The sequence below is a fragment of the Shewanella psychromarinicola genome, from assembly GCF_003855155.1.
Lineage (GTDB): Bacteria > Pseudomonadota > Gammaproteobacteria > Enterobacterales > Shewanellaceae > Shewanella > Shewanella psychromarinicola.
In genome coordinates this window covers 1466413-1480191 of sequence record NZ_CP034073.1, presented here as the reverse complement: position 1 = coordinate 1480191, position 13779 = coordinate 1466413, and the positions used below count along the sequence as shown (strand labels likewise).

Here is a 13779-nt window from a genome sequence, read left to right as displayed (position 1 = left end):
ACTTTAATTCTCCATCATATAATCAAAATCATCTAAATAATCCAAGTCATCAATATTATCTTCAGATTGTTCTGTAGATGTATTCCCAATGAGCTCATTGACTGAAACTGATTGAATTCGCTTGAAATTAATAATTTCTGGTAATCGCTTTTTATTATTGGCTTCTAAAGCTCTATCGAGCTGTGTTACTTCCTCTATATTAGAAAGCTTAACTAAAGCTCCAGTCTCAATACTGGGATCTTCCATCAAAGCGAGTAATTGTTCACAGCGTTCTGTTGTAAGCTTTCTTCGCTGATACCATTGTTCAGCTCCCATAACACCATCATCAACTGCTTTTTTATCTTGCTTCAATAGTTTTTTCTCACGAGAGAGTCGTTGACGTATACGTTCACATTTTCCATCATCGCCCTTTATACAGACCTGTTCATTACAATTAATACAATCTCTATACTTGGTGCATGATCCACTTAAATAAGAAGTCACACACATGCCAAACTCAGTTGTATGTGCAGTAAGGGACGCTTTAGTGTTCAACTCTTGAATCGTTCGAGGTGTAGCAACTTGCACTAGTATCTGGGAGCTAGGTAATTGATCTTGCTTTGCAAGTTCAGTTTCTCGGTCTTCGATAAAGTCTGCCCCATACTCTTCTGGAGTCGTATGGTTATAATATCGATTATGCTTTGGATCAGAACGCTGAGCCCACTTAGAGCGCATTTCCCCCTCCATGCCATTTACTGCGGCCATAGTATCGAGCAGGTGTCGTAATTGGTGTGAGGTTAAAGATAAGTCCCCATATTTCCAACGCTGAAATATAGAAAATGTACCTTCAAGTTTATTACCTGTTGTTCTACTTGTTTTTTTTGTTGGTGCAAGGTCTTCATTTAATGTGTTAATTGTTGGCATCATTAATTCTGTGTAACAAGTTGGCTTCTGAATATTGAATGAATTCGTAAATCCCGCATAAAGCGACTCAGACCATTTGACCTTCACATTATCTTCACCAGTTATATATGGCACATATGGGAAGCCCTTAGGTAAACGATTCCGTACAAAAACGTTCAACTCTCGGAGTGTATATGTATACTGAGCGCGTGAAATTTTTCTCGAAGTAAAAAAATTTTTAATTGTGTAATGGCTTGGATCTGAGATACCCAATTGCTCCAAGTCAAGACCTAATGCTAACGCTACCTCCATACTCGTCAATAATTGATCTTCAGGAACATCAGGACAAATAGAATGACGAGGGAAGTCAGTGGAGTTCTCAAGTAACTTTGCATAGGTACGAGCTCCAGCCGACTGTGCTTTTAGTCGCTCTACAGCGGTTGTAGCTGCATCAATCATAACCGTCGGAAGCCATTTATTCTCATGCCCATACCCTTTACCTGAATACCACCGTAATCCCTTTAATTCTATTTCATCTTCAAAATCAAACTTTGCACGCTTATGAGTTATGTCATCTTCATTGAGTTGCTTTTTCAACAGTAACTCAATGTCATCTTTTGACAGACCTAAATCCAGGGCCCTATTAGCCTTCATCTTTTCTATATGTAAGCACTCTGAACTCAAATACATTGGTTCTGAACCTCGAGCTGGAGCACAAAATAGTAAAGTCATAGTTGAAGTCGTGAACACATCACGATGGCTTAACTCATGATCTTTGTTTGCGGAAATTTGAGCGAGGGCCATAAGAGCGTTAGCATCAGGCATTTTTTTTTGTCTAATCTCATCAGCTTCATCTCCTGTGGAGTTGTCTGCGGGCTTCTTGATTGGGCTTTTCCACGCTAAAGGATTCACCATCTTATTTTCAATTAGAAACTGAAGCAGGTTTTTTAGACCTCGGCCAGCTTGATATGCTGCACCCACACCAAGAGCTTGCTGAATTATTTGTGCACATTGATCTAAGTCACGAATAGTTAACTTTGTTATATCGACAGCACCATATGCTTGAAGAAATGATGCGTTTATTGCTTTCAAGGCATAAAATTTTACATTTAGCCCTGCTTTAGTGCTACTCCCGTAAGTAATATACGCCTTAGCAAATGGTAATAAGGATTCATGGAATATGTTGTTTGGATTGCGATCTTGGTTTGACACTCCAAAGTTTGTAAAATTACCAACACCGGCCCAATAATTATTATCGAAATCATACTTATTATTCAGTGGTGGTAACTTACTAGACAGCTCAATAAAGTCGTTAATATTTTTCCTATAATCAAGCTCATGGCGCGGTGTAAATATTAAAACTTTAGACATTGTTATAATCCTTACAAAGCTGGATGACTTGGCATACGGCAACTATGACTTGATCATTGATTGATACGATGGTCATATCACCATCAGTATCATCTTTTAATCTATTTCGTTCTTCTATTAACCACTCTAAAATCAGATGATGAGGTGCATTAGCCCATGGCATAAACTTTGGGCATAAATAGCAGGCAATAGGGGCATAATCTTGGCAAAATGCGTTTGTGCCACATGAGCCAAGATCACAGTCTTTTTCCCGCAAAGGAATACGTGTAGCGCCTACATTGATTCTATTTGCCTCACGCTCATCTTCGACCAACTTTCCAGCAAATGCTGCGGCGTACTGAGCTAAAGGTTGATTCATGATTTTTGATATTTCAATCGCAAACTCAGGTAAATTAGCCACATAGACATTTACATTTTGAGTATCAGAGTGATCAAGCAGTGTCGCAATCGTAAGGATTCCAGCGCCTTCTATTGCAGCACGAGTTCCTAATGTGTATCGAAATCGATATGGGTTTATATGAATGAACTGACCAGTTCTCTCTGATACGATTCTAAGTTTATTGGTTGCACTAATAAGCAAACGGGCTAACCCTGCGCTTGTAATATGTGACAATTCTGTTTTAAAAAATTGAAGAAGATCTGCATTAGAGAAAAGGTTTAAAGATTTAATTGTCTTGTCTGACATAAACAAGGGTAATTCATTTATTTCTGCTGGCGTTAATTTTCGATCTAGCTGATATTCTACTGCTGCAATACCTTCTTCTATATATAGTTCAATTACTTGCCCTACAGAATTGATTAAACCAAAAGTTCTAAATCGAGAGCGAAAACCAAATCCTCCCTGTTTAACCCTAGGAACTTGAACCACATACGTTGGAGTACCGGTATATTGACTGGTTAGTGAAAAATCTTTAACTTTAAGTAAAGCAATCTGCTCGGGGCGTCTCCCTGTTGCTTTAAATAATTGTAAGGTCGCGTATTGCTTAGTCGTTAGTTGACCTTCAGCAAATTTATGGGCAGCATTGAGACCAATAGCTTCAAATTCTGCCGAACTAAACGGACCAACTTCAGGATCAAGTGATAAAACAGCAACACCTTTCTCGTTACCAGGAATAGTCCATCGATCGGTTAACTTATAGACGTTATCATCAATATTCTCATCAAATCCGAGATAACGCATCTGTCGTAAAAAACCTCGAACAATGGAAAGCTTATATTGATTTTTTTTTGACAAAGAGGATTTAAAAGCAAGAAACCCATGCTCTGAAAAACTATCTGTGTCACTCGCCATCAAATATAATTTCAGAGACTTAGCAAGATTGCTAACATGATGCGCTGAATGGTTCTCTGCATAATGAACTAAAGTATCAATCACATCTTCAGCCAACCGATCATTAAACTGCACTAAAAAACTCACATTAACGGTGACGTTGCGATTCAATATCCAAACATCATCCAGATAATCAAATTCGAAGCCACTGGAGGCAATTGTGGTTGTTGGTGTACTTTGTAGTTCAACATTTTTAGACAGCATTAACTTTATCCTTTACCAGGTAATATCTTCTTCATAGACGCCGACAATTGATTGAATCTCAGTACTCGATTTTTCTTGTAGTTCCATCCCAACTTTAAATGCGCGCTCGTCTTCAAAACGCTTACTATATTTCATTGCCATTTTAGAACCTTCACCCCAGCCCATTAGCTTTTGACGATCACTTTCAGATTTTGCTTCTGTGACTATCCCAGCAGCAACACGCTGGTTTGCATATTTACTATACTTGTCATTCCACGCATGTCTAAATGAATGCGGATGCACTTTGAAGCCTACAACCCCTGATATTTGGCGACAGATTTTGTTCACGGCGGCATTAGAAAGTGCTTGGTTCGTTGGGGCTCGATGATTATGAGTAACAAATAAATATGGGATACGTTCGGCACCATTAGCGTTACAGCGATGATGTATCAAATAATTGTCATACATATCTGCAAGCCTCTTATCCATTGGGTTAAAGCGCCCTAATGTTTTCCCTTCTGGTCGATCTAAACGAGAGTCATCGGTATCTACATTCGAACGGATTTGTACATATCGTCGGCCATCTATTGCTCTCCTTTTTACATCAATCGGTCGAATTTTAAGTAACTCTCCACGACGACAACCGAGTGACTCAAGCATATTAATAATGAGTTGATTTCGATACCGAAGTGATACAGATTTCCATGGATTTTCCGAAGAATCGGGGCGAACAACATCTAAGACTCTTATTATTTCATGAGGCCGCATGGATTTATAATTATCAGCGTCATTCTCATCTTCGTCATCATTATTAAACCTCTTCGGACGAAGGGACTTCAATAACGTCTCCGTTTTTGAGTCGTCTAAGTTAAAAAACATTTTCTCAAGCCAGCCAATATATTCAGCAAAGTTAGTTATGCGGTTATATGCAGTGATAAGTGAAATATCACCTTTACGATCGACAACTATTACAGTCCTTGCCGTTTCAAGTCGATTTAATTTAGGTACAAAAGAAACAATGTTGACAGACTTGTGATTTGCTACATGCTGACGAAAAGTACTCACAGTCCGCTTAGCCCAATGAACGATATACTCCATTTCAGGTTTTGACAGAAAATCACCACATTTACACCTCTGAATAAGATCAATATTAAGGAATTTACAAATTTCATATAAATATCGAATGTGCTCAAAAGCCATGTAGCTGGTATTACTTGAGTCAAAACTACATCTATGACTTATTGTCACAAACAAGTTTGGATATAACATTGGCAAACCATCATCACCAAGCAGGATAGAATACGCTTCACCATCAGCCATTATTAATCTTTTAATTTTCACATCAGCCCCTAAACGTTACATTAATACAAGGTGAAGCATAACCATTAAATAAGTATAAAAAAAGTTTACAGTAGTTGCAAGACTAAACTGTAAACTTTTAAGTTAAGCTTTGTTATTATTGATTAAATTCATCAAACTTAACAAAACTACATCTCAGGTAATCCTCAAAAAGGAATATCGTCATCCCAGCCTTCATCCAAATCTGGAGTGAAGTTTTGTTGTGGCTGTGGGGCTGGGCGCTGTGCAGGGGCATTTTGTGGTTGGAAATTACCCTGTGGTGCAGCGGCTGGCTTTGGTGCATAAGCTGGAGCGGGTTGTTGCGCTGGCGACGGTTGTTGCTGGTAACCACCTTGCTGGCCAGCATCTGGTTGAGCTTGGTAAGCAGGTGCAGTTTGATTATATTGTGCTTGTGGCGGACGAGCTTGAGGTGCTGGCGCGGGACGAGACTGTTGTTGTCCCATCTTTTGTCCAGGGTTTTGCCCCGAGTTTTGTCCTTGCCCCTGATATTGACCTTGACCTTGACCACCACTGGCATTATCACCACCAGAATTACGGCTGTCTAACATTTGCATTTCCATGGCGTTAATTTCAGTTTTATAGCGGTCTTGACCGGTAGTCTGATCTTGCCATTTATTGGTTTGCAATTTGCCTTCTAAATAAACTTTAGAGCCTTTCTTTAAGTACTCGCCTGCAATTTCCGCAAGACGACGATACATTACAATGTTGTGCCACTCGGTCCGCTCTTGCGTTTGACCTTGCTGGTCTTTCCACGACTCACTTGTCGCTACGGTAAAGTTAGCTACGGCATTGCCATTTGGCATGTAACGAACCTCAGGGTCTTTACCTAAGTTACCTACCAAAATGACTTTATTCACACCACGACTGGCCATCGAAATCTCCTGAGATTTTTATCTGTTTACTTATCTGAATACTAAGCTTAGCGATCAATACGATCTAATCTACAGAGCCTAACACAGCTCGCGCTTCGCTTAAATTGAATTTATCATCGACCTTTAAATAAGCCGCTTTCTCTTCGAGTACCACAATGGCTTCAACGACGCCAATTAACTGCGACAATTTGCTGGCCATATTTTGTGCATCGGATTTATCTTTTACTGTAGCTTCAAGGGTATAGCTTTTCAATAGTACAGGTTTTTGCATGCCTATGGTCAAGAATAACCACACACACATCAGTCCTAGTGCGACAAAAAACACCCCGGATGCGCCGACGAGTTGATAGGCTCCGCCGCCTAACATGCCGCCGCAAAAGGCACCTAAAAACTGGCTGGTCGAATACACGCCCATGGCCGAACCTTTATCACCTACAGGACAAAACTTAGCAATTAAACTCGGTAGTGATGCTTCAAGGTAGTTAAAGCCAGTGAAAAATAATACTACGGCGCCACTGAGCACCCAAATATTATCAGCATAAAACCCCATCATGCTAAGTGACACCATCATGATCATCAACGACAATTGGAACATGGTTTTGGTGTTGTTGCGTTTAACCCCAATGATGATCAGCGGCACCATTAAGAAAAAGGCCCCAACAAACGCGGGAAAGTACAGCATCCAATGTTTTTCTTTGACTAAACCCGCATCAACCAAATCTAATGGTAAGGCGACAAACACCGCGGTGAGCACTAAATGCAGAATAAAAATGCCTGCATCTAAGCGAAATAATTGTGGATCGAACAACATACGTTTAAGTTTTGTCGGGGTCGCTACCGTATCACCTTTAGGCGCTTGGCTAATTGGATTGGGCACAAAAAACTGCACGATTAACATACCCAATACGGCTAATACTGCGGTTAACAAAAACAAGCCTGTTAAGCCTAAATACTGCGCCACAATCGGTCCGACTAATAATGACAAGGCGAATGAAAAACCAATGCACATGCCAATGACGGCCATCACTTTAGTGCGTTGTTCGTCTCGGGTTAAATCGGCGGCAAGGGCTAACACGGCTGCAGCAATGGCTCCCATACCTTGTACTGCACGGCCAAATACCACGCCATAAATGTGGTCAGACGATGCGGCAATTAAACTACCAATCGCAAACAAGACTAAACCACCGAGAATAATCGGCTTACGTCCGTATTTGTCGGACAAAATACCCATAGGGATCTGTAAAAAAGCCTGGGTTAATCCATAAGCACCAATGGCAATACCTACCCACAGCGGTGAAAAGCCTTCTAAATGCTGACCATACAGCGCGAAGACAGGCATAATCATAAACAATCCCATCATTCGTAAACCAAACACTCCGGCTAACGAAAATGCGACCTTTTTCTCCAAACCTGACAGTCCATTACTGGCCATGCGGTGCCCTTTGATAAGTGATTCAACAATATTATGAGCTGCGCATATTATCACAGCGACATAAATTAGCTCAAAAGGAAATCACAGTTTTTGATATAAGATGTTTTATGGGTGCACGTTAAACCTTAGGTCTGTTCGATGCGTATCTTAAAACCACCATAGACAAAATTGATATGAAGTCCGCCAATAAACTATGCGATACTGATCGCTGTTTTGTTTTACACAAGTCATAGAGCGAGTCGATGGATAAAATTGAAATACGCGGTGCCCGAACCCACAATCTTAAGAACATCAATCTAACCATACCCCGTGACAAACTTATTGTGATAACAGGGTTATCCGGTTCAGGAAAATCATCATTAGCCTTCGATACCTTGTATGCAGAAGGTCAACGTCGTTATGTCGAATCGCTGTCGGCCTATGCGCGTCAATTCTTGAGCATAATGGAAAAGCCCGATGTTGATCATATTGAAGGCTTAAGTCCTGCCATTTCAATTGAACAAAAATCAACCTCACACAATCCGCGCTCCACCGTCGGTACCATTACCGAAATCTATGACTATTTACGTTTATTATTTGCCCGAGTGGGTGAGCCTCGTTGCCCAACGCATAACCAGCCTTTATCGGCGCAAACGGTCAGCCAAATGGTTGATAGAGTATTAGCCTTACCAGCAGACAGCCGCCAAATGCTGCTTGCACCGGTGGTAAACGATCGTAAAGGTGAGCACGTTAAGCTGCTTGAAAGCTTATCGGCACAAGGCTATATCCGTGCTCGTATTGACGGTGAAGTGTGTGACTTAACCGATCCTCCAACATTAGATTTACACATCAAACACACCATTGAGGTGGTTGTCGATCGCTTCAAAGTTCGCGAAGACATGAAACAGCGCTTAGCGGAGTCGTTTGAAACGACTTTAGAACTGTCTGGTGGTATCGCTAAAATTGCCAGTATGGAAGATAACAATATTGAAGAGCTGATATTCTCGGCTAATTTTGCCTGTCCACATTGTGGCTATTCGATGGCAGAACTTGAGCCGCGTATTTTCTCATTTAACAATCCGGCTGGCGCGTGCCAAACCTGTGACGGTTTAGGCGTGCAGCAATTTTTTGATCCAGAACGCGTCATTACCAATACCGAATTGTCGCTGGCTGGCGGGGCTATCCGCGGTTGGGACAGACGTAACTTTTATTATTTCCAAATGCTCAGTTCACTGGCCGAGCACTATAAATTTGACGTCGAACAGCCATTTGAAGCCCTTAGCGACAAAATCAAAAAAATAGTCCTGTATGGGTCTGGCAAACAAAGCATCGCTTTTAAATACATTAATGACCGCGGCGACGTAGTGGTGCGTAACCATCCGTTTGAAGGCATTTTAAATAATATGGACCGCCGCTACCGCGAAACCGAAAGTAACTCGGTACGCGACGAACTGTCTAAGTTTATTAATATGCAACCTTGTAACAGCTGTGGCGGCTCGCGCTTACGCGAAGAAGCCCGCAACGTGTTTATTGGCGAACTCAATTTACCCCAGCTAACGATGTGGTCGATTGGCGAAACCAAACAATACTTCGACACGGTCGTGTTTGAAGGTCAACGGGCCAAAATTGCCGAAAAAATCTTAAATGAGATCAGTCAACGCCTCGGTTTTTTGGTCAATGTAGGCCTTAACTACCTAAGTTTGTCACGCTCAGCCGACAGCTTATCGGGTGGCGAGGCACAACGTATTCGTTTAGCCAGCCAGATTGGTGCTGGTTTAATGGGCGTGATGTACGTGCTTGATGAGCCGTCAATTGGTTTACATCAACGCGACAATGAACGCTTATTACAAACATTAATCCACCTGCGCGATTTAGGTAACACTGTCATTGTGGTCGAACACGATGAAGATGCTATTCGTCTTGCTGATCACATTATTGATATCGGCCCTGGTGCGGGTGTTCATGGCGGTGAAGTCATTTGCGACGGTACCCTAGAAGATATTGTTAACTGTGAAGCGTCTGTCACGGGTCAATATATTTCCGGTAAAAAGCAAATACACATTAGTGACGAGCGCACCCCAATCGATCCGAAAAAGGTAATTGAGTTATTTGGCGCATCGGGTAATAACCTAAGAGATGTTGATTTAACCATTCCAGTGGGATTATTTACCTGTGTTACCGGGGTATCTGGCTCAGGTAAATCGACACTGATTAACGACACCTTCTTTAAAATAGCTCATCATATGCTCAATGGCGCCACCGTTGACGAACCCGCGCCCTACAAAAGCATTAAAGGCATGGATCATTGCGACAAAGTAGTCGATATCGATCAAAGCCCCATTGGCCGAACGCCGCGATCTAACCCTGCCACTTATACTGGCATTTTCACCCCAATACGTGAACTTTTTGCTGGCACACAAGAATCGCGCACCCGGGGTTATCTGGTAGGTCGATTTTCGTTTAACGTCAAAGGCGGTCGCTGTGAAGCCTGCCAAGGTGATGGCTTAATTAAAGTTGAGATGCATTTTTTACCAGACGTATACGTGCCTTGTGATGCTTGTAAAGGTAAGCGCTATAACCGCGAAACCTTAGAAGTAAAATACAAAGGCAAGAACATTCACGAAGTGCTGCAAATGACGGTTGAAGATGCTCGTGGCTATTTTACTGCTATTCCATCAATAGCACGTAAACTGCAAACCTTAATGGATGTAGGCTTGTCGTACATTCGTTTAGGCCAAAGTGCAACAACTTTGTCTGGCGGTGAAGCCCAACGGGTTAAATTAGCTAAAGAGTTGTCTAAACGCGACACGGGTAAAACCTTGTATATTTTGGATGAACCGACTACCGGCCTGCACTTTGCCGACATTCAACTATTGTTAGAAGTATTACATCGCTTAAAATCTCACGGCAACACTGTGGTGGTGATTGAGCATAATTTAGATGTGATTAAAACGGCAGACTGGATTATCGATTTAGGCCCTGAAGGTGGTGCTGGCGGCGGAATGATTTTAGCCACCGGCAGCCCAGAAGATATCGCAGAGCATCCAGAGTCGCATACGGCCAGATTCTTAAAGCCCAAGCTTGCGTTACACAACAAACGGGTAAAGGCGAAAAAAGCCCAATCCGAGGCTTAGATCAACTACCAAGCCTTAAGCGAATAAGAGGAGATAACACACCATGTTTACTGCTCAAATTCGCCTTAAGGTGACCGGTTTTAGCCTATTATGCAGCTTATTAATTGGCTGTAGCCAAACACCGCGCCAATGCTCATCTAATATCACTACCACCTGGCCCGATGCCAATCAACAAGTCACCCAAGACATATCCATCTTAACCTCTGTGAAATTTCAAGGCCGCAAGACTGCCACACACGGTGCACGTCTCACTCAAGACTACTTAATAAAGCGGTTTACTGAGATGGGATTACAACCTTGGCAGCCAACATTTGCAGTACCGTTTAGCTATCAGCATCAATTTTCGACCGTCTCTGGGGTTAATATCATCGCCACCATTGCGGCAAAAACCCACTCCACTCGATGGCGAGTGATCACCGCGCATTATGATCATTTAGGTCAAACGGCACGCAACATGTATCCGGGAGCAGATGATAACGCCTCAGGTATTGCCGGAATGATGGCCATTGCCGCCCAATGGCAACGCAATCCGCCGTTAGATGATGTCAATGTAATGATTGTTGCCACCGATGCTGAGGAACCCGGTTTGTATGGCAGCGATGCCTTGGTGGCGTTGTTACAACAACAACCACAGATGGACATTGAATTAAGCATTAACTTAGACATGATAGGTCACCCAGACCGCCGCAGGGCAATCTACATGGAAGGTCAACACAATCTGGCTGATTTTGCACTTATCGAGCCAGGGTTGATGCAGCAAAATCAATTGTGTATCCGTACTCATCACACGAGGTTGTTAAGTGGGCGGATGAGAAAAAGTGATTGGCTAAGGGCATCAGACCATTATGCATTCCATAAGGCAGGTTACTCTTGGGTGTATTTTGGCGTACCACCCCATGCACAATACCACACGCCAGACGACACAATAAGCACCTTAGACATCGACTTTGTTGTGGCAGTAGCTGAAACAGTGTATCAAATGCTCAGTATAGATAAACTGACTAAGGCCCCATAAATCACCTAATTCACAGTAACAATTGTTCATATTTCAACCAATTAACAAATACTAAAAATCAAGAATCAGGCCAATATTAACCTCGAATAGGCAAATTAATGTTTATTTTCAGTTTTTACGTGGTCAACACGCATAGTTGCTGCTATAATACGCCCCCTTATATCGGCGCGGGAAATCGACACGGGGTTGATTTTCTGTCTGTGAAACTTTAGCACGAGCTTCCGAACTTCGTGCGCATCCACAAGGCTACAACTCAATGTCATCTGAAAAAACTTTCCGCGAACTCGGCCTGTCTGAGTCTTTGTTGCGTTCGCTTGACGACTTAGGTTATGAAAACCCAACGCCAATTCAAGCGGCGAGTATCGACCCGCTTATGGCTGGTAAAGATATTATCGGTCAAGCACAAACCGGTACCGGTAAAACAGGTGCGTTTGCCCTGCCTTTACTAAACAAAATCGACATGAAAATCAATGCCCCACAGATTTTAGTGTTAGCACCAACCCGTGAATTAGCGGTTCAAGTTGCCGAAGCATTTGGTAGCTACGCTAAACACATGAAAGGCTTCCACGTACTACCGATTTACGGTGGTCAAAGCATGCAACAACAGTTAAACGCCCTTAAGCGTGGACCACAAGTGATTGTCGGTACACCAGGTCGTGTAATGGATCACATGCGCCGTGGCACATTAAAGCTAGATGGCCTAAAAGCCTTAGTATTAGATGAAGCCGACGAAATGCTAAAAATGGGCTTTATCGACGATATCGAATGGGTATTAGAGCACAAGCCAGCTGATAGCCAACTTGCCTTATTCTCGGCCACTATGCCTGAGCAAATTAAGCGTGTTGCTGCTAAGCACTTAAACAATCCAGTGAACATCAGCATAGCCTCAAGCCAGGCAACTGTTGAGTCTATCGATCAGCGTTATGTGCAAGTATCACAGCACAACAAACTAGAAGCGTTAGTACGTGTATTAGAAGTTGAAAATACTGAAGGTATCATCATCTTCGTTCGTACTCGTAACAGCTGTGTTGAATTAGCTGAAAAATTAGAAGCCCGTGGTTATGCTTCATCACCATTACATGGTGACATGAATCAACAAGCTCGTGAGCGTGCTGTTGAGCAGCTTAAGCGCGGCAAGTTAGACATTTTAATCGCGACAGATGTTGCGGCACGTGGCCTAGACGTTGAACGTATTGGACACGTAGTAAACTACGATATTCCTTATGATTCAGAAGCATATGTTCACCGCATCGGTCGTACCGGTCGTGCTGGTCGTGCTGGTATGGCGATTTTGTTTGTGACCAATCGTGAAATGCGCATGTTACGCACTATCGAACGCGCCACTAACAGCCGTATTTCGCCAATGAAAGTACCTAGCCCAGAGTCAGTTGCAGAGCGTCGTTTATCTCGTTTAGGTGAGCAAATCCAAGAGACCATTAATGGTGACTTAGATTTCATGAAAAATGCCGTTGCTGAATTATGCCAACAGCTTGAAGTTGATACTGATTTATTGGCTGCTGCTTTGTTGAAACAAGTACAGCAAGAGCGCCCTCTACAATTACCGACAATTACAGAGCGTCAGCGTGATTCACGTGACGAGCGCGGAAACGATCGTAATGACCGTAATAGCAGCGACCGTCCACGTCGTGAACGCAGTGACCGTGGCGAACGTAGTAGCCGTCCAGCACCAAATAGTTTTGGTGATGCAGAAGGCTTAAAAGATAATCCAGACGTGAAAATGAATCGTTATGTTATCGATGTTGGTCGTGAAAATGGCGTAGGTGTAGGTAACATCGTTGGCGCGATTGCTAACGAAGCGAACATCGATAGCCGTTTCATTGGTCAAATTCAATTATTTGATCAAGTCACAACCGTTGATTTACCTGACGGAATGCCTAAAGACATCCTTTCACACCTTAGAAAAGTGCGTGTTTGTGGTCGTCCTTTAAACATTCGTGAAGCCGGTGATGAAGTCTTTGCTGATACGACTCGCGGCGCAGGTGCTCCACGTCGTCCGCGCACAGATCGTGCTCGCAGTGATCGCCCACGTAAGCCTCGTGACAACGGCTAATCATTCTGTTGAATGACATAAAAAATGGAGCCTAAGGGCTCCATTTTTGTTTTCTATTCTAATGACAAAATAAGTCTAAACATCATTAGCATCCATTAACTTGGCGATTATCTTTTTAATATCACTATTCTTAGGTTCTAGGTTCTAGGTC

At 42.6% G+C, this 13779-nt stretch carries 8 protein-coding genes; 3 read left to right on the top strand and 5 right to left on the bottom strand.

All coding sequences use genetic code 11. The features are described from left to right. Positions 1 to 3 precede the first annotated feature (3 nt). The 5 genes from EGC80_RS06390 to EGC80_RS06370 form a co-directional block, all read right to left on the bottom strand. Positions 4 to 2253: an integrase gene (locus tag EGC80_RS06390; RefSeq protein ID WP_124013472.1), complete on the bottom strand. Its 2250-nt coding sequence runs from the start codon at positions 2251 to 2253 to the stop codon at positions 4 to 6. After that, on the bottom strand, positions 2246 to 3787 hold the full coding sequence (locus tag EGC80_RS06385; protein WP_124013471.1) for a site-specific integrase: 1542 nt from the start codon (positions 3785 to 3787) through the stop codon (positions 2246 to 2248). The genes EGC80_RS06390 and EGC80_RS06385 overlap by 8 nt, the downstream gene beginning before the upstream one ends. Before the next feature lie 12 nt (positions 3788 to 3799). Then, a complete protein-coding gene (locus EGC80_RS06380) occupies positions 3800 to 5086 on the bottom strand; it encodes a site-specific integrase (protein ID WP_124013470.1) in 1287 nt (428 codons plus the stop codon). A 185-nt stretch (positions 5087 to 5271) separates the two neighbouring features. Continuing rightward, positions 5272 to 5997 (bottom strand): single-stranded DNA-binding protein, encoded by a 726-nt coding sequence (locus tag EGC80_RS06375; RefSeq protein WP_124013469.1) that lies wholly within the window; start codon positions 5995 to 5997, stop codon positions 5272 to 5274. A gap of 64 nt (positions 5998 to 6061) precedes the next feature. Beyond that, complete coding sequence (locus EGC80_RS06370) at positions 6062 to 7429, bottom strand: MFS transporter (protein ID WP_124013468.1); 1368 nt, start codon at positions 7427 to 7429, stop codon at positions 6062 to 6064. Positions 7430 to 7671: 242 nt separating this feature from the next. On the opposite strand from EGC80_RS06370, the gene uvrA reads away from it, so the two are divergent. The 3 genes from uvrA (at position 7672) to EGC80_RS06355 (ending at position 13628) form a co-directional block, all read left to right on the top strand. Further along, entirely contained in the window at positions 7672 to 10542 is a 2871-nt protein-coding gene (gene uvrA, locus EGC80_RS06365) for an excinuclease ABC subunit UvrA (protein ID WP_124013467.1), read from the top strand. A 43-nt stretch (positions 10543 to 10585) separates the two neighbouring features. After that, positions 10586 to 11557: a M20/M25/M40 family metallo-hydrolase gene (locus EGC80_RS06360; protein ID WP_124013466.1), complete on the top strand. Its 972-nt coding sequence runs from the start codon at positions 10586 to 10588 to the stop codon at positions 11555 to 11557. Between the two features lie 256 nt (positions 11558 to 11813). Beyond that, positions 11814 to 13628: a DEAD/DEAH box helicase gene (locus EGC80_RS06355; RefSeq protein ID WP_101033829.1), complete on the top strand. Its 1815-nt coding sequence runs from the start codon at positions 11814 to 11816 to the stop codon at positions 13626 to 13628. The last annotated feature ends 151 nt before the right edge of the window (positions 13629 to 13779 follow it).

Excerpts from the sequence above, each read along its gene's own strand:
- EGC80_RS06380 (WP_124013470.1), bottom strand. The coding sequence starts at position 5,086 with ATGGCTGATGGTGAAGCGTATTCTATCCTGCTTGGTGATGATGGTTTG.
- EGC80_RS06355 (WP_101033829.1), top strand. The coding sequence starts at position 11,814 with ATGTCATCTGAAAAAACTTTCCGCGAACTCGGCCTGTCTGAGTCTTTG.
- EGC80_RS06385 (WP_124013471.1), bottom strand. The coding sequence starts at position 3,787 with ATGCTGTCTAAAAATGTTGAACTACAAAGTACACCAACAACCACAATT.
- uvrA (WP_124013467.1), top strand. The coding sequence starts at position 7,672 with ATGGATAAAATTGAAATACGCGGTGCCCGAACCCACAATCTTAAGAAC.
- EGC80_RS06390 (WP_124013472.1), bottom strand. The coding sequence starts at position 2,253 with ATGTCTAAAGTTTTAATATTTACACCGCGCCATGAGCTTGATTATAGG.
- EGC80_RS06375 (WP_124013469.1), bottom strand. The coding sequence starts at position 5,997 with ATGGCCAGTCGTGGTGTGAATAAAGTCATTTTGGTAGGTAACTTAGGT.
- EGC80_RS06370 (WP_124013468.1), bottom strand. The coding sequence starts at position 7,429 with ATGGCCAGTAATGGACTGTCAGGTTTGGAGAAAAAGGTCGCATTTTCG.
- EGC80_RS06360 (WP_124013466.1), top strand. The coding sequence starts at position 10,586 with ATGTTTACTGCTCAAATTCGCCTTAAGGTGACCGGTTTTAGCCTATTA.